Here is a 20,893-nt window from a genome sequence, read left to right on the forward strand (position 1 = left end):
GAGGCGGGACTCGGTGCCGCGAGGGGTGGGGAGCTAGGCACCGGCGGCTTCGGCGCCCGTGTCGGCGGTGCTGACTCCGGCGGAGTCGAAGGTCGCCATTTCGCCGAGGGTGGCGACGGCGGCGCGGAGGAGCGGGAGGGCCGCGACCGCGCCGGAGCCTTCGCCCAGGCGCATGCTCATGTCGACCAGGGGCTCGAGGTCCAGGCGCTGGAGGGCGATGGTGTGTGAGGGCTCGCTGGAGCGGTGGCCCGCCACCCACCAGGCGCGGGCGCCCGGGGCCAGTTGGTCGGCGACCACGGCGGCGGCGGTGACCACGACGCCGTCCAGGATGACCGGGGTGCGGCGGGCCGCGGCGCGGGCCAGGAAGCCGGCCATGGCGGCGAAGTCCGCGCCGGATGCGGTGCGCAGCAGGGCAACCGGGTCCTTGACCACCGGGCGGGCGCGCCACATGGCGTCGCGGACGGCGGCGGTCTTGCGGATCCATCCGGCATCGTCGACGCCGGTGCCGCGGCCGACCGCGATCACCGGCTCGGTGTCGGTGACGGCCGCGATCAGCACGGTGGCGGGCGTGGTGTTGCCGATGCCCATGTCACCGGCGATGAGAAGGTCGGCGCCGGAATCGATTTCCTCGTCGGCGATGGTCGCGCCCGCTGTCAGCGCCGCCTGCACCTCGGCCTCGGTCAGCGCGTCCTCACGATCGATGGAGCCGCTGGACCGCCGCACCTTGTGCCGCGAGATCTCCGGCGCGGTATCGGAATCCACCGCGATGTCCTCGACCCGGACGGTGGCATCGGCCAGACGTGCCAGCACATTCACCGCCGCCCCACCGTTGAGGAAGTTGGCGACCATCTGCCCGGTCACCTCGCTCGGGTAGGCCGACACCCCGTGCTGCGCCACCCCGTGATCGCCCGCGAAGACCACCACCCGAGCCCGCTCGAACTGCTTGGGCGGGCACACACCCTGGCATGCGGCGACCCAGTTGGCCAGCTTCTCCAGCCGCCCCAGCGCCCTGGCGGGCTTGGTCAGCTGCAACTGCCGCTCCTCGGCGGCCTTCCGCACCCCGGCGTCGGGACCCTGCACCGGGCCGAACGAAATCCGCACGGGCTTGGTCAGAACCGGGCCGTCAGCGGCCACGCCGGTCGCGGTCGCGGAGCCAACCTCATCCGAATCAGCTTCGGTCGTCGCTGCTGCGGCGGTCATCCCGAGATCCGCACTGTCAGGCACGGTTCCGGCCACGCTGCTCGCGGAGCCGGCTCCCTGAGCCGCGGCGGACGCACCGCTGTCGGCCGGCCCGGTCCCGGCTTCCGCAGCTGCGACCGCTGAAACCGGCCGCACCGCAGCCCCATCCGCGTCGGCTCCGTAAGTCTGAGCCGAAGCCGCCACTGCGGCGGCAGAGGTCGCTGCGGCCGCATCCGCGAGCGCGGCGGCAACGTCCGGCTTGATCCGCATCGGCTGCCCGGCCACCACCAGGAAGACCTCGTCGCAAACTTCCGCGAGCCGCTGGTTCAGCGTGCCGATCTCATCGCGGAACAGACGGCCGGAGGCGGTCGCCGGGATGACACCGAGTCCCACCTCGGGGCTGACGATGATGAGCCGCTGGCCGTATCCGGCCACGGCGGTGACGAGCGCATCGATATCCGGCGCGACGATGCCGCGCGGCGACTCCCAGGCGGCGCGCGCGTCGAGCCGCGCGGTCAGCCAGGTGCCCAGGTCGTCGACCAGGGTGACGGGGGTGGCCTCGGCCAGTGCGGCGACGGCGTCGCCCTCCACGATCGTCCAGTTCGCGGGCCGCCGAGCCCGGTGCGCCGCAATGCGTTCGGCGAAGTCGGCGTCGGCCGGATCGGCCACCGCGGTGGCTACGTACCGCACCGCCTCCGACGCGACCAACTGTTCCGCGTAAGCCGACTTCCCGGACCGGGCGCCACCGAGCACCAGGGTCCGCAACGGCCGATCGGTTGTTTGAGCAGTGTGCGACACGTCAGCACGGTATCAACTGTGGCTGTGCTCCGGCCGAGTAGGCACGGCGATCACGCGCCTGTGGGCCGCCGTCTCACCGCCCGCGTCCGGGTGCGGCTCAGGAGCTCTGCTCGTTGTGCACGCACATGACCTTCAGATCCTTGGCGGTATACGACCAGTCCGTGCCCGGCGGGCAGTCCGATCGATGGTTCACACTCGCGATGATCTTGCCGTCGTGCCGCCCCGAGCAGGGCGCCGTCTTCACATGCGAATCGGACGAGGTCCCCACCACACAGTCCCCCGCCGCATTCCGCGGATCCTTGCACCCGGCGGCCCCACCGGCCACCAGCACCGCCAACGGCACGGCCGCGATCATCACTCCCCAGCGCACGGTTGCGCATCGTAGCCGGAGGCACCGCTTCGGACAGCGCCTGTTTCAGACAGCTCCCATTCAAGACACGCAGCGCCCATTCAAGACACGCGAGCGCCGAACCGCCGCCTGTACTCGACGGGCGCGATCCCCACCACCCGCTGGAAGTGATGCCGCAGCAGCGCCCCGGACCCGAATCCGCAACGGTGAGCGAGGGATTCGAGATCCAGGTCGGTGTCCTCCAGCAACTGCTTGGCCAGCAGCACCCGCTGCCCGGTCAGCCATTTCACCGGCGTCGTCCCGGTCTCGGCGGCGAAGCGGCGCGCGAACGTGCGCGTCGACATGGCGCTGCGGGCGGCCAGCGCTTCGACCGTGTGCGGCAGTTCCAGATGCTCACCCATCCAGTGCAGGGTCTCGCTGAGGCTGTCGGAATCGCAGTCCACCACCGGCCGCTCGATGAACTGCCGCTGCCCGCCGTCGCGTTGCGGCGGCACCACCATGCGGCGGGCGATGGCATTGGCGACGCTGCTGCCCAGTTCGCGCCGCACCAGATGCAGGCAGGCGTCGATGCCGGCCGCGGTCCCCGCGCTGGTGATGAGATTGCCCTCGTCCACGTAGAGGACGTCGGGATCGACGGTGGCCTGCGGAAACTGTTCCGCCAGCAGATCGACATACCGCCAGTGCGTGGTGCACTTGCGCCCGTCGAGCAGTCCGGCCGCGCCGGCGAGGAAGGCCCCCGAGCACACCGTGAGCACCGTGGCCCCGGCCTGCGCGGCGTCCCGCACGGCATCCACTACACGCTGATCGAAGGGGTTGTCCGCGAAGATCGGAAAGGCCGGAATGGCAACCAGATCCGCGTCGCGCAGCTCCTCGAGCCCGTACTCCGGGGTCACGTGAATGCCCGGTGAGCTGGACTTCAGCGGTTTCCCGGGCTCCGCACCGCAGACCCGATAGTCGAAGGCGGGCAGTCCGTCGGCGGTCCGGTCGAGGCCGAAAACCTCACAGACGACACCGAATTCGAACATGGCGAGGTGGTCGTTGAGTACGACGGCGACCTTCGAGAGCATGGTCAGATCCCCTCTGGCCGGATATTTGCGAACAATGTCAGAACAGCCACTGTTGGCAGGAACTTCCCTAGAGAAAACTTACTGCCATGCAAGCACTGTCCGCAATCGTCGCAGCCGGAACCGCCATGGCAGCGCTCGGCACCCTGACCCTCGGCTTCATGGCCGGAGACACCACCGAACCCCTCGATGAGAGCGAGATCCGCGCATGACCACCATCACCTCCGGTCAGTTCCGCACCGCGACCGGTTCCCCCGAGGCAGTCACCATGTTCCGCCGCATCGTCGCCCTGCTGGCCGCGGCCGGCCGGGCCGTCCCCTTCCACCGCGAAAACGCCTGGGGGATGGCCGGTTCCAGCCAGGTCGTCGACCGCGACCGCGACCGCATGGCACTCGAGATCCGCGCCCTGTCGACCTACCGCGAACACTGCTGACGGGCAGTTCGACACCGCCCGTCAGGGAATCCATCCAGCGACGTCAGCGCCGACGGCAGCGGCTAGACCGCGTCGCCCGGGCTCACCTGCGGCTTCGGGGCACGCATGCGGCGCACCTGCGAGGCGCGCACGAAGGCGTACCAACCCAGCGAGAACGAGGAATCCGCAGTGTCGGGGTAGCGCTCCCGGACCCGCTTGTTCACGATCCGGCCGAGGACGACGCCCTCGATGATCATGAACAGCATCATCACCAGCATGGCCAGCGTGACGATCGCCTGCAGCGCCGGCGACAGGATCATGCTGAGGATCAGCACCAGCGCCAGCGGCATGAACAGGCCGAGCAGATTGCGGCGCGCGTCCACGATGTCGCGGACGTACTTCTTGACCGGACCCTTGTCGCGTGGGAGCAGGAACTGCTCCTCACCGGCGAGCATGCGCGAGCGCCGATCGTTCATATCGGCCTTACGCTCGGCCGAGGACGCCTTGCGCTCCTCCTTGGTCCCGCGCAGCGCCTTGCGGCGGGCGCGGGCCTCCTTGGCGGTCTTGGGCGCGGGCGCCACCGGACCGCGCCGGCGGCCCTCGGCTTCCCGCCGCGACGGGGTCGGCCGCCCTTTACCCAGGGTGACGGTCTTGTCCTCCACCGCGGCGACGGCATCGGTGCTGGAGCTGTCGGAGGTGGGGGTGGACTCGCCACGACGCAGGAACTTCACGCCGACCAGGCTATTCGATAACATCTCCGCCGGAAAATCCTGGTCTGCCGGATTGTTGTGTCGAACACCTCACCAGCTATCTGTCAGCGACTGCACAACCTGGGCCGTCCGGGGAATACGCGCCGCGTAGGATGGGGAATAGTCGCCTGCCAGCAGGTGTTGGTAGCCATCGAGCCGTGCGCCTTCACGGGTTGAAAACAGGTCCCTTAGGAGAGTTCATGACTGTGCAGAACGAGACCACCACTCACGGTGTGACTCTGACCGACGCCGCCGCCTCGAAGGCCAAGGCGCTGCTTGATCAGGAAGGCCGCGACGATCTCGCCCTTCGCATCGCAGTCCAGCCCGGTGGTTGTGCGGGCCTCCGCTACCAGCTCTTCTTCGACGACCGCAGCCTCGACGGCGACCTGGTCGTGGAGTTCAGCGGCGTCAAGCTCGCGGTCGACCGCATGAGCGCCCCCTACGTGCAGGGTGCCTCGATCGACTTCGTCGACACCATCGAGAAGCAGGGTTTCACCATCGACAACCCGAACGCCACCGGCTCCTGCGCCTGCGGCGACAGCTTCAACTGACATAGCGCCCGCCAGCGCGGAACGTCCGACACCGGATGTTCCGCGCTGTTGTGTGCGCTGACTCATACGAGATCTGGAATACCCCGTCTCGGACAGAGTAGTTTCGAACTGCGGCCCTGTCGGCCGCGTAAATCCACCGCCGGCCCCCGCGTCTGTCATCGCCATATCCCGGTGCGCAGCCGCACGTCACCGAAGGATCTACCCCGTGACCATCGCCGTGTCCGCTTCCATCGCGACCGATCACCTCATGCGTTTCCCGGGCAAGTTCTCCGATGTGCTGCTGGCCGACCAGCTGCAGCACGTGTCGCTCAGCTTCCTCGTCGATGATCTGGTCATCCGCAAGGGCGGCGTGGCCGGCAACATCAGCTACGCCATGGGCGTGCTGGGCCGCACCCCGCTGCTGGTCGGCGCCGTCGGCCAGGACTGGGGCGAGTACCGGAAGTGGTTGGAGGACAACGGCGTCGACTGCTCGGCCGTGCGCGTCTCCACCGAGGCCCACACCGCGCGCTTCGTCTGCACCACCGACGAATCCATGGCGCAGATCGCCTCCTTCTACCCGGGCGCCATGACCGAGGCCCGCGAGATCGACATCACCCAGCTGGGCCGCGATCTCGAGCTGGTGCTCATCGGCGCCAACGACCCGGAAGCCATGCTGCGCCACACCGATCAGTGCCGCACCGCCGGAATCCGCTTCGCCGCCGACCCTTCGCAGCAGCTGGCGCTGGTGGACGGCGAGACCATCCTGCGCCTCATCGACGGCGCGGACTACCTGTTCACCAATGAGTACGAGTGGGGCATCATGCTCCAGAAGACCGGCCTGAGCGAGGCGGAAATCGGTGAGCGCGTGGGCATTCGCGTCACCACCCTGGGCTCGAAGGGCGCCAAGGTCGTCGACCGCGACGGCACCGAACTGCACGTCGACGTCGTCCCCGACATCGCCAAGGTCGACCCGACCGGCGTCGGCGACGGCTTCCGCGCGGGCTTCCTCACCGGCCAGACCGCGGGGCTGTCCCTGGAGCGTTCGGCCCAGCTCGGCTCGCTGGTGGCGGTCCTGGTCCTGGAAACCGTTGGCCCCCAGGACTGGAGCCTGAACCACGACGTGGCGATGAAGCGCCTGCGCGAGGCCTACGGCCCCGACGTCGCGGACGAGATCGAAGCCATTCTGCGCTGACCGACTACGACAACCTCCGAATCTGCACGCCGATCATGTGATCGGCGTTCAGATTTGTGTCTCGGCAAGGACGTCCGCCCTCTTCACCGACCTCGGAGGACGAGGGTCGACACCGGGGTCTCGAGTGCGCCCGGTCCGTCAGTCCCCGAACACCTCGTTGGCAAAGCACGCTGTTGCTGCCTTGTCGAGCCACACGTCGAGCTGCTCGATATCGGTGCACGCCCCGACGCGAGCAGCAGTCGGCTCATCCACGGCGATCCCCCTGCTCCGCAGGACCGCCAGCAGCGCCTTGGCCTCCCCCTTGACCTCCCCCTTGACCTCCCCCTCAGCTTCGCCCTGACTGAAGTAACGCCGAGCGAACTCGCTCTTGTACTTGTATGTTCCGGCGGTCATAAGGCTCTCCAAGAAGTGCCGGGCCGCCCGTGGCAGGACAGCCATTACCAGGTCAATGTACATTTCACCGTTCGGCGCGTCGACAACGTTGGCGGCCAGCGTGGCCAAAATGGCGTCCCGCTCCGGCGCGTTCCGATGGGCGACGGCCGACAGCACCGCGAGCTCCGGATTCTCGGTGACAACGCGCGCGTCGGTCACGATCGGCACATCCGACGGGCTCATCACAATCGGCGTCAATACGAATCCGGGTGCCACGGGAATCGGTCTTCGACACCGGGCAGCCGTGTGCTCGTTCGGGCAGAGGACGAGTAGCACCGTGTCGCAACGCAATCGGGCTCGCAGCGTGGTCAGATAGACTGGCCAGCTCCAGCCTTTGTCTGGGTCCGGCCGCAGTTGGACCTCCACCACGGCAGCCAATTGCGGTGTGGTTCCGGTGGCCAGCACGATCACGGCATCGGCGCGGTACTCGGTGGGGTCGATATCCGGGCAGTCACCGGATTCCAGTCGCGCGTGGTCGAATTCGGGTAGGGGGATATCGGTCACCAGGGGCAGCAGTTCGGCGACGAGTTGCGGGCGGTGCCGGAACAGGTCGATGACGACTTCGTGCAGGACCGAGGGCATGGCGGCAGGTTAGCAACACCGACCGACAACAAATCCCCTGGTCAAACGGTAATTTCGGACATATGGCCCGGATCCGGATGACTGGTTTCGACGGGCGGGCAATACGCTGTCAGGCATGGCCTCCGACCGTTTGTATTTCCGCCAGTTGCTGTCCGGCCGCGACTGGGCCGTTGGCGACCCGATCGCCACACAGATGCGCAACTTCGCCTACCTGATCGGGGATCGGGACAGCGGTGAATGTGTGGTCGTCGACCCCGCGTACGAGGCGGGGCAGCTGGCCGACATCGCCGAGGCCGACGGCATGCGGCTGACCGGAGTCCTCGCGACGCACCACCACCCCGACCATGTCGGCGGCAGCATGATGGGCTTCACCCTGCGCGGGGTGAAGGAGTTGCTGGAGAAGACCGATGTGGCCGTCCACGTCAATGCCGAGGAACTACCCTGGGTCGCCAATGTCACCGGCATCGCGCCCAGCGAGCTGACCGGCCACGCGCACGGCGACAAGGTCGCGGTCGGCGCCTTCGAGATCGAACTCCTGCACACCCCCGGCCACACGCCGGGCAGCCAGTGCTTCCTGTTCGAGGACCGGCTGATCGCGGGCGACACCCTGTTCGTCGACGGCTGCGGCCGCACCGACTTCCCCGGCGGCGACTCCGACGCCATGTTCCGCAGCCTGCGCTACCTGGCCGACCTGAAGTCGAACCCGACGGTCTACCCGGGCCACTGGTACTCGGACGAGCCCAGCGCATCCCTGACCCACATCAAGGAACACAACTACGTCATGCGCCCCCAGACGCTGGAGCAGTGGCACATGTTCATGCCCAGCTGACCGGCTGCGGCGGGCCATGTCCCGCAGCTCTGAAATGCCCAGCGCCCGCCCCGAATTCGTTCGGGGCGGGCGCTTTTCGTTTCGCGGGCCGATCAGGCCATGGTGCGCAGCCAGCCGTGGCTGTCGGCGAAGGTGCCGCGCTGGATGCCGGTGAGGCTCTCGCGCAGCGCCATGGTCACCTCGCCGGGTTCGCCGCTGCCGATGGTGAATTCGCCCTCGGCGGAGCGGACCGAGCCGACCGGAATGACCACGGCGGCGGTGCCGCAACCGAAAACCTCCGTGATCTCACCGGATTCGACGCCGCTCTTCCATTCCTCGACGGAGATCTTCCGCTCCTCGACCTTGTAGCCGGAGTCGGCGGCCAAAGTGATGAGCGAGTCGCGGGTGATGCCGGGCAGCAGGGAGCCGGACAGTTCCGGGGTCACCAGGCGGGCGTCGGAGCCACTGCCGAAGACGAAGAAGAGGTTGTTGGTGCCCATCTCCTCCACGTAGCGGTGCTCGCAGGCGTCCAGCCACACCACCTGGTCGCAGCCCTTCTCGGCGGCCTGCTGCTGGGCCAGCAGCGAAGCGGCGTAGTTGCCCGCCACCTTGGCCTCGCCGGTGCCGCCGGGAGCCGCGCGCACGTACTCGGTGGACAGCCACACCTTGACCGGCTTCAGGCCACGCGGGAAGTATGCGCCGGCCGGACCGCCGAGCAGCAGGTACTTGTAGGAGGAGGCGGGCTTCACGCCCAGCCCGACCTCGGTGGAGAACATGAACGGCCGCAGGTACAGCGACTCCTCGCCGCCGGCGGCGGGCACCCAGTCCGCGTCCACCTCGAGCAGCTGGCGGATCGATTCGATGAACAGCTCTTCGGGCAGCTGCGCCATCGCCATGCGCGCGGCGGAGCGGCGGAAACGCGCGGCATTGGCGTCCACCCGGAAGGTGGCGATGCTGCCGTCGGCCTGACGGTAGGCCTTCAGACCCTCGAAGATGGCCTGGCCGTAGTGGAACACCATGGTGGCCGGGTCCATGGCCAGCGAACCGTAGGGCTCGACGCGGCCGTTGGTCCACTGCCCGTCCACGTAATCCATCGACACCATGTGATCGGTGAAGTAGCGCCCGAACCCCGGCTCCGCGAGAATCTCCTGCCGCCGCTCCGCCGGTAGTGGCGCGGGATGCGGTACACGGGTGAACTGTGCGGCAAGAGTCATGACCGGGAGTCTAATTCGCCGCCCTCGACCGGCTGGTTCGGGCTACCCCCTGTCGACCGGCCGGACGGTTCGGTGACCGGCCGTCGTCCCTGCCCCTGGATAGGGTGGACGTCGTGTATCCGGAGCATCCGCTGTCGAAGCCGCCCAGTTCGCATCGGCCCCTGGTGATCGCGCTGATCGCGGTGAGCGTGCTGGGCCTGGTCGCGATCCTCGTCGTAGCAACGATGACGCCCGCACACACCGTGACCGGAACCGCGCTGCCCGCAGACCAATACGGGCCGCAGGACACCGCGACCCGCACCAAACCGCTGCCCACCACGACGACGAGCGCACCGAGATCCACCATCGCGTCACTCACGCCGGGATGGCAGACGTCCTACTCCATCTCGCGCAATGCCGTATACGACGTGCCGCAGGACTGGACGGTCCCGACACCGACCACCATCGTCGGCTTCGAGGGCGGCGGCGGGCGCGTGGTGATGAGCGGTGCGGCGGAACTCTCCCCGAAGGCCTGCGACGGCCACCACTCGAAAGCCATCGCGGGCGTGACGGGCTCGAAACTGGGCGACGTGTCCGCCGCGGCCAAGGACGTGGCGGGCAGCTGGGCCACCGTCGCCGGAACCAACGACGACCGCCCCAACTCCACCCACACCCTGAGCAACGTCGAAACCCTCACGGTGCAGGGCAAACCCGCCGCACACGTGACAGCGACCCTCGCCAACCCGGGCCCGAACGACTGCTCGCACCCGGCCACCTCGATCGTCCACGCCGTCGCGGTGCCCGGCAACAACGGCCAGTCCGTGGTCATGGTCCTCTACGCCGACCAGGGGACGGACGGCACGGCCACCGACGACACCATCCGCACGATGTTCAACTCCCTCCGCCCCGCCGGACTCGACGCCGCAGCCTGCAAACAGGACAACGACGTCGTCGGCACCTGGTGCGGCTGAGACCCGGAGCGGCAGGGCCCTGATGCGGCCGGGAAATGGTGTGGCCGAGACCAAGTACGGCTGCGGAAAAGCGTGGGGATCGCCGCCACGACCGACCGGCCCCACCAGTCGTCCACGACGCGCGCGACGGCGTCGTAGTCGCCAGGGGCGGCCGGTCGGATCAGCGGCTCAGCGTCCACTGCGGATATCTCGACGGGCAGGAAACCTGATCAGGCGGTGCGGGTTTCGACGAACGGGGGGCGGATGACCTCGCAGCGCAGACGGCGTCCGCGGACGTCGACCTCGACCTCGTCGCCGGGCTCGAGGCCCGCGGCGGTGTCGAGGAGGGCCAGGGCGATGCCGACCTTGAGAGAGGGCGAGAAGGTGCCGGAGGTGGTTTCGCCGACCTGGGCGTCACCGCGCATCACGGTCTGGCCCTGCCGGAGCACACCCCGGTCGATCGCCTTGAGCCCCATCAGGATTCGACGGGGACCGGACGCCTTCTCGGCCTCCAGCGCCGACTTGCCCCAGAACTCCGGCTTCTTCCAGCCGACGGCCCAGCCGGTGCGGGCCTGCAGCGGCGAAATGTCCAGCGACAGTTCGTGTCCGTGCAGCGGGTAGCCCATCTCGGTGCGCAGGGTGTCGCGCGCGCCGAGTCCGGCGGGCTGGCCGCCGGCGGCCTGCACCTCGCTCACGAGCGCGCGGAACACGGCCTCGGCGTCCGCCCAGCGGGGCAGCAGCTCGTAGCCGTGCTCACCGGTGTAGCCGGTGCGGCACACCCGGATCGGGCGGCCGTCCCACTCGGCGTCGGCGTAGGCCATGTACTCCATGTCGGTCGGCAGGCCGAGCTTGGCGAGGACTTCCGCCGACCGCGGACCCTGCACGGCGAAGACCGCGTACCCGCGATGCTCGTCGGTGACGGTGATGCCCTCCGGCGCGACCTTCTGCAGCTCCGCCACCACGGTCGCGGTATTCGCCGCATTGGGCACCAGGAAGATCTCGTCATCGCTCACGTAGTAGGCGATCAGGTCGTCGATGACCCCGCCCTCCGGCGTGCAGCACAGCGTGTACTGCGCCTTTCCCGGGCGAATCCGATTCAGGTCATTGGTGAGTGCCGAGTTCACGAAGGCAGCGGCACCCGCACCCTTGACCGTCGCCTTGCCGAGATGGCTGACGTCGAAAAGCCCGACAGTGGTGCGCACCGCCGTGTGCTCACCGACGGTCCCCGCGTACGAGACCGGCATCTCCCACCCCCCGAACGGAGCGAAGGTAGCGCCCAGCTCGACATGGACGGCGTGGATGGGTCCCTGCAGCAGCTTCTCGTCGGTCACCCGGAGCAGCTTATCGGCCCGCCGTCACCCGGGTGACAGCGGAACCGAATGGGTGGCCGTCCGGCGTGGTGCCTCGATTCACAGGCCGAGGCTGCGAGCGATTCCGGGCCAGGCATTGTGAAAGTCGACCTGCCACGAGGGCCAGTTGTGGCCGCCGCCGGGGAGATAGTCGAACGTCGCCGGAATGTTCAGGTCTTCGATGCTGGATTGCAGCGCGCGGGTGCAGGTTTCGACGGTGGATTCCAGTGCCGTGCTGGACGCGCCGACTTGGCCTCCGCCCGCCGCGGCCGGGTTCGCACCGGTTCCGGCGGCCAAAAAGAGGTCGGTGCCACGGAGTTTTTCGAGGTTGGCGGGGGTGGACGGGTCATTCACGATCCAGGCCGGGGAGCCGTCGACACCCCAGATGTTCCAAGGGTTGCCGCCGCCGGAGAGAACGGTGGCCTGCAGGTAGCGGCGGCCGGGGTCGCTGCCGGTCTGGGCGCAGCCGCTGAAGGAGCCGACGCTCTGGTAGAGACCAGGGGCGGATTCGGCGAGGGCGAGGGCGGAGGTCGCCGACATCGATACTCCCGCAAGGGCATTGCGGCCGGAAGCACCGAGGGCCGAGTCCATGACGGGCGGGAGTTCCTGGGTGAGGAAGATGGTCCACTTGTTGCGGCCGAGCATCGGGTCGTCGGACTGCCAGTCGGTGTAATAGGTGTAGCGGCCATCGAGGACATTCACCACATTGACGTTCTGGTCGGCCAGGAAATCGACGACATCGGTGCGGGTTTCCCAGGAGACCTCGTTGCCGTTCCCATCGATGCCATCCTCCGCGCCATTGAGCAGATACAACGTCGGACGTGGCGCGGAATTGTCGGCGGCGCGAATGACCGAGAGTTCGATGACACGGTTCATCGCGGCCGAGTACACGAATACGGTGGATTTGCGATCGTCCCGCTGCACCACATGGTCGATATGCGAGCCGTCGGCCGAGAATGCCGCGCCAGAATTCAGCGGTTCCGCAGCGGACGCGGGCCCCGGCCTCACAGCGAAGCCCGCCGCCACCAGGGCGATTCCCGCAGCCACCCACCGACGCCGGCCACCTGCACTCGTCATTTCCGCCTCTGACTCATTCGACCGATTCCCCTCACCCTCTTTACCGAGCCCGTCAAAACCATGCAACAACGCACTTCTCACACCCCGCCCCGGCCTCCGGACAACCCGGTCCCGGCACCCACACAGGCCACGAACGCGGCCTCGTCCATGACCTCGATCCGCTGCCCCGCGTCCGCAACTCGGCAACCCGGCGCGCCTTCGTCGTGGTGAACGCGTCGGGGTCGACACCACGAAAGCCGCCCCCGATGACCAGCCGGGTCGTACGCCGAGTGACGTTCCGAGCGGGAGTCGCACCACATGCCGCGATGGCGTCCCACGCTGCCTGGCGAGTCATGGCGACGAGATCACCTGTGAAGACGACGATTTCGCCATACAGCGGGTGGGATGGATCAGAGCCGGTGACCGCTGGCAGCACCAATTCCTCACGGCCGAACCAGGATCGGCGCGGAGGGCGTTCGGCGACAGTCAGCACGGCGGGTATCAGCGTGTTAGCCGCAGACTTTCGCGATGTCCGATCGGTCCGCAGGGGCCGGTCGACCACCATGCGCTCGAGCGCCGACAGCGAATCGACTCCGGCCCGGGCGGCCAGGGCAATCACGATGTCGGCTGCTGCGGCGGCATCCGCGGCCGCGTCGTGGTGGTTGGTGAAGTCGATGCCCAGAGAGGACGCGACGTGGGGCAGCCGGTAGCTGTCGAGGCTCAGGTGGCGGCGGGCCAGGGCGAGGCTGCAGCTGTAGGACCAGGAGGGTATCCGAATTCCGCTGTGGCCGCAGGCTTCCCGTATCGCGCTGCTGTCGAATCCGACATTGTGGGCGATGACGGGCAGCTCGCCGACCAGGCTCTCCACCTCCGGCCAGCGCTGCGCGAACTCCGGCTTGTCGGCGACCATGGCCGCCGAGATCCCGTGCACGCGAATGTTGTGCCAGTTGAAGAAGTCCAGCCCCGCAGGTGGACGGCACAGCCACGACGCGGTCTCCCCGCGCCGCCCGTCCCGCACCACGGTGACGCCGACGGCGCAGATACTGCCCCGCGCGGAATTAGCGGTCTCGACATCGATGGCGGCGAACGACAGTCCCGCCATACTCACCGCACCGCGAGCGGCAACGGCCGTGCGACCGCGCCGCCGAGGTCCTCCAGAAAGGGCCGGGCAAGCCGTAGCGACTCGAACGCCGCCCACGCATCCGCCAGATCCGCGAGCCCCCGCGCCAGCGTGAGCACCGGCCGAACGTGATCATCGGCCACATCCACCTGAAACTGCGGCAGCGAAACCTCATCCGGCGCCACGATCACCGGCCACTGCGGCCTGGTGAGCTTCCCACCGCTCGCGTCTTGATGCTCAACGAACCGCTCGTCGGCCGATTCGATTGCGGCACGGACGGTTTCGACAGTCGCATCGACATCGACAGCCTCGGCAGCCCCGACAATCCGACCGTCCGCGACCGCCGCAGCGGCCCCAACGCCCACCACGTCCGCCAGCTGGTCACCGTCGCCCACCGCCTCAGCCTGCTGAGCGCGAATACCCACCGCAGCGGCCGCCTGGACGTCGTTGCCGAGGGCTTCGGCAGCAGAGGCGTCATTGCCGACTGCAACGATCGGGTATCCGACCGTGAGGCTCTCGATCTCCGCCTTGCGCGATCGATCCAGCACCCAAGCGCCCGATAGCCGCGACTCCCCCAGCGCCGCACCCACATTCACATGCCAGATGACCAGCCGCTCCCCAGCCGCACCGAGCACCGCAAGGGTATGAAGGTCGAACGAGGCAGCCATAACGCTCCACGGTCGTGACGGACAGATACCGCGTTACGTTAGAGCATCCCCCCGACAAACTTTCGCGAACCCTACGCGAATCATCAACGCAGCCAAACAGTTCCGACTGACCAGTGTTCCACCCCACACAACCCACCCGCGCGCCCACCCCCCTACTTCCCACGGTGAATCAGCTTGCGAAGACCTCGACCCCACGATCGCCCGAACGGTCCATGTCCGACTCGCCGCCGACCGACCGAGCACGGCCGCGCGCTGCGGCCGTGCTGCGGTGACCACCTACTCGGGGACGGACCCGACACGTCGAACTTCCGGTTTCGACCTGCCGTTTCGCCGATCCCCGCTCGAGGTCAGACCAGCTCGGGGACGCGCAAATGCGCCAAGACCAACTCGAATTCGCGGACGTCGACGGCCTCGACCCGCGCCTGCCGCGCGGCGTCCACGCGCAACGCGGCCGACGCGATCCGGTTGCGTTCCATCGCCTCGGCACTGTCGTAGACGCTGGACGAGACGGCACGACCCGACGACCTGTTCACCATCAGACTCGCACTGCAGAATCCATCGAGCTGCTGCTCCATACCGGGCAAAGTATGTTCCCGGTAGACGTCGATGGCGCTATCGATCCTGCTGGGATCGGTCTTCACCCAGGTGACGCGCGCACACGCGCCTTGCGGCGTCTGATGCGCGCGATGCATGGCCACGATCTCCCATTCCTCGACCACCGGACTGCCACCGAATTTCTCTGCCGTGCGATTGCGAATCGGGATCGCCTGCTCGTCGCTCGCCCTCATCGCTTCCTCGGATTCCCACGAGGTCGTCACGATGCACCGGCCGGTGCGCCGATCGACGAGCAACGAAAGCCCGATACAGCCGGGAAAGCCGTCCAGCCCCGGCATAACCTCGTCCCGCACATGTGCGATCCCGGATTCGAGAGCGGAAAGTTGCGCCTGAAGCGTGGTAGACCGTGCGAACACGATCCACCTCCTTTCTGCACAGAGGCAGCGCCCGGTGGCGCCACCGGTGTCTCTCACAGTGCCCCCTCCCGATCACCACGGCAATAGCGCGCCGGAAGTGACCGCCGAATCACCCGCAAGGGCGGTACGAGTGCAGTCGACGTGGTCATGGGAGGGTCCGGGAGTCGAGGAAGTTCCAGAGTTGATCGCGTAGATCCTGGCCGATGGCGCCGGTCGGCCACTGGTGTGTCGTGTTGTATTCGACCCGCCACGCCACGTTCGTTCCGGCCGCGCAGGGCTGATAGTTCGTATGGGTGCCGTAGCGGTCGGAGGTCGGGTCCGCTGTCGCTGGGCAGCGGTCACGGCGGATCCATTCACGGACGTTTGCGAGGCCGACCCCGAGGCTGGAGATGGGGTCGAACGCCCCTTGGAAGATTCCGACCGCAATAGGGCGGCTCGGTGTGCACGGGGTGCCGACGGCACTGGGTTCGAGGGGGTTGGGGTCCGTCGGGTCGGTGCCCTCCCACGAGGTGACGGCGGCGAACAGGTCCGCGGCGTCGCAGGCCATCCGCTGAGACATGATCGCCCCATCGGACCAGCCGTCGGCGTAGACGCGGTGGGTGTCGACACACCAGGTCGATTCGATGTCGGTGACGACCTGTTTCAGGAAGGTGACGTCGACAGACCCCTGCTCGAAGTGCCAGGTTTTATCGAACTCCGTGCCTTGCGGGTAGGCGACGATGAAATCGTGGGCCGCTGCGTAGGAACTCCATCCGGTTTCGCGCTCGATGCCCGCCGAGGTGTCGCCGGCGCCGTGCAGACTGATCAGCAACCCAACCGCCGACCCCGTCAATCCCTGCGGCACGTTGAGCGTGTAACTGCGAGTGCCGATCATTCGTGTGACAGTGCCGCCGGTCGGCGTGAGCGTGCAGCCCGCCGCCGAAGCCACCCCAGCGATCGGCCCGGTCGACACGAGGACGGCAACACTCACCACAACGGCTGTCAAGAAAGTGCCCAAAATACTGCCGACGCGCAGGAAACTCATCGCCGAACTCCTCCTCGTCAGGGCTGGCCGCCCAGCATTGACCCAATAGGCAATCGCGCGGGTGGTGATGATGACGAAAACGTGGGTACGGGCGCGAACATCCCCGCCGATCACATGTCGTAGTGGCCGACGATGAGCACCATGCTCTGAGGGTTCCCCCTCGAGCTGGGATGATCGCTGTGTCCAGGTAGTGATCCGGGGCAGTTCCAGAAGGGCACTGCGGGGGCAAGTTTCGCATATGTTCACCGCGAAGTCAGCGGTGCTCGATGATCAGAATCTCGTGTCGCCGGTCGGTCTGATGCCGGGTGCCGGTGTGCGCGGGTTCGTCGATATCGACTCGTTGTTGCGGCCGGTGTACGGGTATGCCGAGAAGGGCGCGTCCAACGGGTTCACCAAGCTTGCGGGCAAACAGGTCTTGCGCAAAGGGCTTTCGCCTCGGGCCCTTGCAATGGCCACGAATCGCTGATTCGTCACTGGATCAGACCGCCATGGGCAGCATCGCTGAGCGGTTCCGCGGGAGAGCTTTCGAGAAGAAGGGGTGCACTACCGCACGGAAGTTCCACTGCCTACCTTGGTCAAGATCCAGCATCAGCTCGAGCAGCAGAGCCGTGGCCGACGGCCGTGAACGAGCATCGCGCCTACGACAGAGCGACCGCGTCCTCGATGATCCGGCGCGGGACCTCGAAGCGGACCCGCACGCGTTTGGGGTCGGCGGTGGAGGCGCTGATCGCGGCGATGTATTCGTTGTTCTTCGCCATGGCCGCGCGAGCCTCCGCGACGATTCGGGGCCGAGCGCGCTCGAGCTGTTCGGGGTGGTAGCCGGCCAGGACGACGCCCCAGCTTTCCAGCAGCGCCCGGTTGATCGGGGAACGCCGATCGTTGCCGGCCGGCCAGCGCCGGAAGGAATAGTCGCCGAAGATGATTCGCGCATTGATCATGCCGCGTTCGAAAGCGGCGAACCAGGATTCGAGGTGTGCGTCGGAGATCTGGCCGACGTCGTCGATGAGTTCGGTGGTGGCGTCGAGCAGGTTCTCCAATGACCCGTAGGAGTCGTACTCCTGCAGATCCGGAAGGGTGTAGAAGGCGAGGAAACGCAGGACGGCCTCGCGGTCGTTCATTCGGACGTGATTGCGTAGCACGCCGCCGGTCGCCGCGTGGAAGACCTCGGCGGAGGCACACCGCTTGAGCAGGTTCCGGCTGCGCGCGCTGCTCATGCAATGCCGGATCTCCATGGCATTCAACGGCTCTCCACCGGTGTTGATGCGTTTGAAGATGTCGTACTTGACGCGGTTGGGCGTTGACGGCTCGATCACGTGCACCACGATCTGGGCGTTGTGAAGGCGCCGGCGCAGGGGCGGATCCAGTTCCGCGAAGGTCTTCTCGCGCTCGCCCTCCAAGTATTCGAGCTCGTCGAGAGCGAAACCGCCCTTCACGAACTCGTGCACGGTGGACAGCCGTTGCAAGCCGTCCACCACGCGGAACATCCCTCCGCGGTCCTCGGCGAAATAGAAGGCGGGCAGGGGAATCTGCAGCAGCAGGCTCTCGATGAGCCGAGACTTCTGGCGGCCCTTCCACACTCGGTTGCGTTGAAAATCGGGAGCCAATTCGAGATCGCTGTCATCGATCATGTCGAGGACATTGCGCAGGGAGAACGTGCGCGTGGATATCCGGATCTGCTCGGGATCCCACGGCGCCGCCGGACGGCTCTCGAACGGGTCATCGTTCCGCTCGATCTCGACACCGGTCAGCTCACCGTAGAAGACTTCCTCCACCACGGCTGCGGGCTGATCACGCAAGGTCACAGTGGTGTCGGCCGGTGATGTCGCGATTGCCGGTGCGCTGGAACGGAAGTAGTGGTCGAAGACAGCGGCGGTGCGGGCGTCCAGTTCGGCCGCACCGAGCACGGCGAATGCGGCGACGTCGCTCATCGCCGGCAGCCACCGGTTCTCCATCACCGCCCCGAGACGGTGCGCGAATTGCTGGTGCCGCTCGACGTCGTCGAGGAACGGCGGAAAGAAGCAGCCGAAGATCAGCCGTAGTGAGGGGCCACCCAGACCGAGGAAATACAACCAGTAGGGAAACTCACCGTCGAGCTGTCGCACGAACTGGCGAACCGGTTCCATCTCGAACAGTTCGGTCGGGATGTGCTCGTAGCCTTCGATGACCAACTCGACCGCGCCCATGCAGGTTCGGGCACGCTCCGGCGACACGACGCACGAGTTGAGCACCTCGAGGGCGGGCCCCAGGTCCCCGCTTTCGATATCCTCGCGCGGTATCACGACAACCAGCGGATCGGGAGAGAACACCAAGCTTCCTTATAGTTCGAGTAGTCCGCCGAACACCGTACCGAGGCGGCCGCGCGTGCGGACGCTTCCGACTACCGCTGACCGGAAAACACCAGCTCGAGCGTCTTCCCGCTGAATCGGTCACTGTATCGGTCGATTTCACCAACGCTAGGACGCGCTGAGCATGGCCACGCCAGCAAATCTCTACGGTGATGGGCTGGATCGTCGACCTCGGGAATCTGGTTTTGTGCATCGGCGAGGCGGTATCCACGTGGCCACACCTGCACAAGATGGGGTACCCGCCGGACGAGCACACGGCCTTCCTACGGCTGTGGGAGGCCGCCGGGCCGGAATCATCTGTCGGCAGTTGCGAAGCCGACCTTCGGCCGTGCCTGAATCACGAACGGATCAAGTCGGTCATTGTCGACTCGGTCCGATACGCCAAGGTGCTGGCAGACGGCAACCGATCCTCTGATCAAGCAGGTGCCGTGGTCACGAACTTGGTCTAGAAACTCCGCTTGGCTCACGAGGTTTGGGGGCAGGATCGCCGCTTCGAACCGGCCTTCGTTGATTCGGCGCTGCTGGCCAGCACCTAAGGTCGGTCGAAGTTCCCAGCCTTCACTGCGCCAGCAAAGCGATCCCACGCATGGCCGTCGAAAACCAAGACCGGGCTGGACTCCCCCAGCTTTGAGTCGCGTACGGCCACCCGGCCGGAATGTAGGTGAGCGGCTTCCACGCAAGCTTCCCCGCCCTGGCTCTTACTGCTCTTGAACCAACGCGCGTCGGACAGATCATTCACGCTTCGTACTCCTTCGCAACCGACCTCAACAGGTGCTTGCTATCCGCTTCGCTCAACGCTACGCGGCCGATCTTCACGTAGGCATCCCGGCAGCGGGAGACGTCGGTGTCGCTGTCGAAGTACAGCCGAGTCCCATACGACTCGGCGTAGATCGTGGTGGGCTCAACAGGCTCACCGGTACTGGGGTCGTCCGGAAATTCCAGCATCACAAAGGGTCCGACGTGGCCACCCATGGGGAACCCGACTCTGAACGGGACCACACGAACTCTCACGTTCGCCGACGCGTCAGCCAAGCGACGGAGCTGTGCCGCCATGACTCGGCGTGAACCCGCCACCCGCCTCAGCACAGCCTCGTCGAGCAGAAGGTCGACCTCGACCGGAGACAACCGACGGGTGATCGCCGCCTGCCGCTGCATCCGAACCTGCACCCGCTGTTCGAGTTCCATGACCGTGTCCGAACTGAAGAACACCCTGTCGAGAGCCCGTGCGTAGTCGGCGATCTGAACGATGCCCGGCACCGTGTCGGGCTGATACATCGTGATCCGTTCAGCCGCCGACTCCAGCGACATGTAGGTCTCGAAGTCGGCCGGGATCAGATCTTCGTACCTCGTCCACCAATAGGAGTCATCTGCCGGCCGTGTTCGCCGATCTGCCTGCAACGCTAGGTCCTTCATCTGCTGCGTGTGCTCATCCGAAACACCGTAGAGCTTGCACAGCGCCTCGATATCCAACTGCCGGATCCGCGGGTTCTCCCCCTTCTCCAATCGTTGTAGCGTCCCAGCTCCCCGCTCGATCAGCCTGGCCGCATCGGCGAGTGACAGCCCAACCCCCTGCCGCAACTCCCGGAGTTGCCGCCCCAGCTGCCGTCGAGGAATCGTCGTCGGGTTCTTGCTCATCAGCGCTACTCCCGAATTTGGATGGCGCGCACGCCTCATCGTGGGTGACTGCTTGACGAACTGCGGATCCCATTGTCCCCGTCGCATGGAACCCGCACAGGGCAAACGGATGGATTCCTTTGGCTCGTCCAATTCCACCCCGCATCTGAGCGCTCAGGCCCTCTACTGAGCCGACATCAGGCGACACCAACTACCACTGCTCGACACGAGCCAAGGAGGTCGTAATGCCCTGGGACGCATGGGCGCTCCTGTCGATCACCGCCCTCTGCACCGCCGTCATCCTCTGGTCCTGCTGGGGCTTCTATTCGGACAACCGCGCCGAAAGCCGCAACTCCCTTCGACTTCCACTCATCGGAGGAGGGCATCTCGACGTCCCCAATCGAACTGGCCACCCCGCCGGAAGACACCGATCTCGAAAGTCGAAGGTGATCGAACAATGACCCCCGCCGAGGTGGCCGTCCTGGCGGTCCTCCACCCTGACAACACA

Annotated in this window: 22 protein-coding genes and 1 pseudogene; 8 read left to right on the forward strand and 15 right to left on the reverse strand. The window is 66.9% G+C overall.

Annotated elements, in window-relative coordinates:
• Positions 1-33 precede the first annotated feature (33 nt).
• The 3 genes from cobT to ACQP1O_RS31725 all read right to left on the reverse strand — a co-directional run bounded on the left by cobT (position 34) and on the right by ACQP1O_RS31725 (position 3,393).
• The gene (cobT, locus tag ACQP1O_RS31715; protein WP_433562060.1) at positions 34-1,977 is read right to left on the reverse strand and encodes a nicotinate-nucleotide--dimethylbenzimidazole phosphoribosyltransferase; all 1,944 of its coding nucleotides are present in this window, start codon (positions 1,975-1,977) and stop codon (positions 34-36) included.
• A gap of 97 nt (positions 1,978-2,074) precedes the next feature.
• Positions 2,075-2,347, reverse strand: a complete 273-nt coding sequence (locus tag ACQP1O_RS31720; protein ID WP_433562061.1) for an LppU/SCO3897 family protein — start codon at positions 2,345-2,347, stop codon at positions 2,075-2,077.
• A gap of 80 nt (positions 2,348-2,427) precedes the next feature.
• Positions 2,428-3,393, reverse strand: a complete 966-nt coding sequence (locus ACQP1O_RS31725) for a helix-turn-helix domain-containing protein (RefSeq protein ID WP_433562062.1) — start codon at positions 3,391-3,393, stop codon at positions 2,428-2,430.
• 86 nt (positions 3,394-3,479) lie between these two features.
• On the opposite strand from ACQP1O_RS31725, the gene ACQP1O_RS31730 reads away from it, so the two are divergent.
• On the forward strand, positions 3,480-3,602 hold the full coding sequence (locus ACQP1O_RS31730; protein WP_433562063.1) for a hypothetical protein: 123 nt from the start codon (positions 3,480-3,482) through the stop codon (positions 3,600-3,602).
• Complete coding sequence (locus ACQP1O_RS31735) at positions 3,599-3,823, forward strand: hypothetical protein (protein ID WP_433562064.1); 225 nt, start codon at positions 3,599-3,601, stop codon at positions 3,821-3,823. The genes ACQP1O_RS31730 and ACQP1O_RS31735 overlap by 4 nt, the downstream gene beginning before the upstream one ends.
• A gap of 62 nt (positions 3,824-3,885) precedes the next feature.
• Here the strand turns inward: ACQP1O_RS31735 and ACQP1O_RS31740 are convergent, their stop codons facing one another.
• Complete coding sequence (locus tag ACQP1O_RS31740; protein ID WP_364616577.1) at positions 3,886-4,533, reverse strand: DUF3043 domain-containing protein; 648 nt, start codon at positions 4,531-4,533, stop codon at positions 3,886-3,888.
• Between the two features lie 218 nt (positions 4,534-4,751).
• On the opposite strand from ACQP1O_RS31740, the gene ACQP1O_RS31745 reads away from it, so the two are divergent.
• Both ACQP1O_RS31745 and ACQP1O_RS31750 read left to right on the forward strand, forming a co-directional pair.
• Positions 4,752-5,102, forward strand: a complete 351-nt coding sequence (locus ACQP1O_RS31745) for a HesB/IscA family protein (protein ID WP_433562065.1) — start codon at positions 4,752-4,754, stop codon at positions 5,100-5,102.
• Positions 5,103-5,307: 205 nt separating this feature from the next.
• The gene (locus ACQP1O_RS31750) at positions 5,308-6,273 is read left to right on the forward strand and encodes a carbohydrate kinase family protein (protein ID WP_433562066.1); all 966 of its coding nucleotides are present in this window, start codon (positions 5,308-5,310) and stop codon (positions 6,271-6,273) included.
• A gap of 138 nt (positions 6,274-6,411) precedes the next feature.
• Here the strand turns inward: ACQP1O_RS31750 and ACQP1O_RS31755 are convergent, their stop codons facing one another.
• Positions 6,412-7,287 (reverse strand): hypothetical protein, encoded by an 876-nt coding sequence (locus ACQP1O_RS31755; protein WP_433562067.1) that lies wholly within the window; start codon positions 7,285-7,287, stop codon positions 6,412-6,414.
• A 115-nt stretch (positions 7,288-7,402) separates the two neighbouring features.
• Between ACQP1O_RS31755 and ACQP1O_RS31760 the strand changes: the two genes are divergently transcribed.
• Complete coding sequence (locus tag ACQP1O_RS31760) at positions 7,403-8,116, forward strand: MBL fold metallo-hydrolase (RefSeq protein ID WP_433562068.1); 714 nt, start codon at positions 7,403-7,405, stop codon at positions 8,114-8,116.
• Between the two features lie 92 nt (positions 8,117-8,208).
• Here ACQP1O_RS31760 and ACQP1O_RS31765 read toward each other — a convergent pair whose 3' ends face one another.
• Positions 8,209-9,309, reverse strand: a complete 1,101-nt coding sequence (locus ACQP1O_RS31765; RefSeq protein ID WP_379389608.1) for a branched-chain amino acid aminotransferase — start codon at positions 9,307-9,309, stop codon at positions 8,209-8,211.
• A gap of 113 nt (positions 9,310-9,422) precedes the next feature.
• Between ACQP1O_RS31765 and ACQP1O_RS31770 the strand changes: the two genes are divergently transcribed.
• Entirely contained in the window at positions 9,423-10,259 is an 837-nt protein-coding gene (locus ACQP1O_RS31770; RefSeq protein ID WP_433562069.1) for a hypothetical protein, read from the forward strand.
• 209 nt (positions 10,260-10,468) lie between these two features.
• Here ACQP1O_RS31770 and gcvT read toward each other — a convergent pair whose 3' ends face one another.
• The 6 genes from gcvT to ACQP1O_RS31800 form a co-directional block, all read right to left on the reverse strand.
• Entirely contained in the window at positions 10,469-11,569 is a 1,101-nt protein-coding gene (gene gcvT / locus ACQP1O_RS31775) for a glycine cleavage system aminomethyltransferase GcvT (RefSeq protein WP_433562070.1), read from the reverse strand.
• 78 nt (positions 11,570-11,647) lie between these two features.
• Complete coding sequence (locus ACQP1O_RS31780; RefSeq protein WP_433562071.1) at positions 11,648-12,664, reverse strand: alpha/beta hydrolase; 1,017 nt, start codon at positions 12,662-12,664, stop codon at positions 11,648-11,650.
• 52 nt (positions 12,665-12,716) lie between these two features.
• Positions 12,717-13,745: an exonuclease domain-containing protein gene (locus ACQP1O_RS31785; RefSeq protein WP_433562072.1), complete on the reverse strand. Its 1,029-nt coding sequence runs from the start codon at positions 13,743-13,745 to the stop codon at positions 12,717-12,719.
• A gap of 2 nt (positions 13,746-13,747) precedes the next feature.
• Entirely contained in the window at positions 13,748-14,431 is a 684-nt protein-coding gene (locus tag ACQP1O_RS31790; protein ID WP_433562073.1) for a hypothetical protein, read from the reverse strand.
• A 347-nt stretch (positions 14,432-14,778) separates the two neighbouring features.
• Positions 14,779-15,402, reverse strand: coding sequence for an antibiotic biosynthesis monooxygenase family protein (locus ACQP1O_RS31795; protein WP_433567863.1), 624 nt, complete (start codon positions 15,400-15,402; stop codon positions 14,779-14,781).
• Positions 15,403-15,547: 145 nt separating this feature from the next.
• On the reverse strand, positions 15,548-16,540 hold the full coding sequence (locus tag ACQP1O_RS31800) for an alpha/beta hydrolase family esterase (protein WP_433562074.1): 993 nt from the start codon (positions 16,538-16,540) through the stop codon (positions 15,548-15,550).
• Positions 16,541-16,703: 163 nt separating this feature from the next.
• Here ACQP1O_RS31800 and ACQP1O_RS31805 point away from each other — a divergent pair.
• Positions 16,704-16,883: pseudogene (locus ACQP1O_RS31805) on the forward strand (IS1380 family transposase); the annotation flags it as partial.
• Positions 16,884-17,064: 181 nt separating this feature from the next.
• On the opposite strand, the gene ACQP1O_RS31810 reads toward ACQP1O_RS31805, so the two are convergent.
• Positions 17,065-18,732, reverse strand: coding sequence for a DUF262 domain-containing protein (locus ACQP1O_RS31810; RefSeq protein ID WP_433562075.1), 1,668 nt, complete (start codon positions 18,730-18,732; stop codon positions 17,065-17,067).
• A gap of 191 nt (positions 18,733-18,923) precedes the next feature.
• On the opposite strand from ACQP1O_RS31810, the gene ACQP1O_RS31815 reads away from it, so the two are divergent.
• A complete protein-coding gene (locus ACQP1O_RS31815) occupies positions 18,924-19,220 on the forward strand; it encodes a hypothetical protein (RefSeq protein WP_433562076.1) in 297 nt (98 codons plus the stop codon).
• 83 nt (positions 19,221-19,303) lie between these two features.
• Here the strand turns inward: ACQP1O_RS31815 and ACQP1O_RS31820 are convergent, their stop codons facing one another.
• Both ACQP1O_RS31820 and ACQP1O_RS31825 read right to left on the reverse strand, forming a co-directional pair.
• A complete protein-coding gene (locus ACQP1O_RS31820) occupies positions 19,304-19,510 on the reverse strand; it encodes a DUF397 domain-containing protein (protein WP_433562077.1) in 207 nt (68 codons plus the stop codon).
• Complete coding sequence (locus tag ACQP1O_RS31825; protein ID WP_433562078.1) at positions 19,507-20,406, reverse strand: helix-turn-helix domain-containing protein; 900 nt, start codon at positions 20,404-20,406, stop codon at positions 19,507-19,509. The genes ACQP1O_RS31820 and ACQP1O_RS31825 overlap by 4 nt, the downstream gene beginning before the upstream one ends.
• Positions 20,407-20,893: the final 487 nt, after the last annotated feature.

Origin of the sequence: Nocardia sp. CA-151230 (assembly GCF_050942175.1) — a bacterium.
In the GTDB taxonomy this organism is placed as follows: domain Bacteria; phylum Actinomycetota; class Actinomycetes; order Mycobacteriales; family Mycobacteriaceae; genus Nocardia.

What these genes read in the sequence shown, in the direction of transcription:
- ACQP1O_RS31725 (WP_433562062.1), bottom strand. Translation starts at nt 3,393, where the DNA reads ATGCTCTCGAAGGTCGCCGTCGTACTCAACGACCACCTCGCCATGTTC.
- ACQP1O_RS31730 (WP_433562063.1), top strand. Translation starts at nt 3,480, where the DNA reads ATGCAAGCACTGTCCGCAATCGTCGCAGCCGGAACCGCCATGGCAGCG.
- ACQP1O_RS31735 (WP_433562064.1), top strand. Translation starts at nt 3,599, where the DNA reads ATGACCACCATCACCTCCGGTCAGTTCCGCACCGCGACCGGTTCCCCC.
- ACQP1O_RS31745 (WP_433562065.1), top strand. Translation starts at nt 4,752, where the DNA reads ATGACTGTGCAGAACGAGACCACCACTCACGGTGTGACTCTGACCGAC.
- ACQP1O_RS31755 (WP_433562067.1), bottom strand. Translation starts at nt 7,287, where the DNA reads ATGCCCTCGGTCCTGCACGAAGTCGTCATCGACCTGTTCCGGCACCGC.
- ACQP1O_RS31760 (WP_433562068.1), top strand. Translation starts at nt 7,403, where the DNA reads ATGGCCTCCGACCGTTTGTATTTCCGCCAGTTGCTGTCCGGCCGCGAC.
- ACQP1O_RS31765 (WP_379389608.1), bottom strand. Translation starts at nt 9,309, where the DNA reads ATGACTCTTGCCGCACAGTTCACCCGTGTACCGCATCCCGCGCCACTA.
- ACQP1O_RS31780 (WP_433562071.1), bottom strand. Translation starts at nt 12,664, where the DNA reads ATGACGAGTGCAGGTGGCCGGCGTCGGTGGGTGGCTGCGGGAATCGCC.
- ACQP1O_RS31785 (WP_433562072.1), bottom strand. Translation starts at nt 13,745, where the DNA reads ATGGCGGGACTGTCGTTCGCCGCCATCGATGTCGAGACCGCTAATTCC.
- ACQP1O_RS31790 (WP_433562073.1), bottom strand. Translation starts at nt 14,431, where the DNA reads ATGGCTGCCTCGTTCGACCTTCATACCCTTGCGGTGCTCGGTGCGGCT.
- ACQP1O_RS31815 (WP_433562076.1), top strand. Translation starts at nt 18,924, where the DNA reads ATGGGCTGGATCGTCGACCTCGGGAATCTGGTTTTGTGCATCGGCGAG.
- ACQP1O_RS31825 (WP_433562078.1), bottom strand. Translation starts at nt 20,406, where the DNA reads ATGAGCAAGAACCCGACGACGATTCCTCGACGGCAGCTGGGGCGGCAA.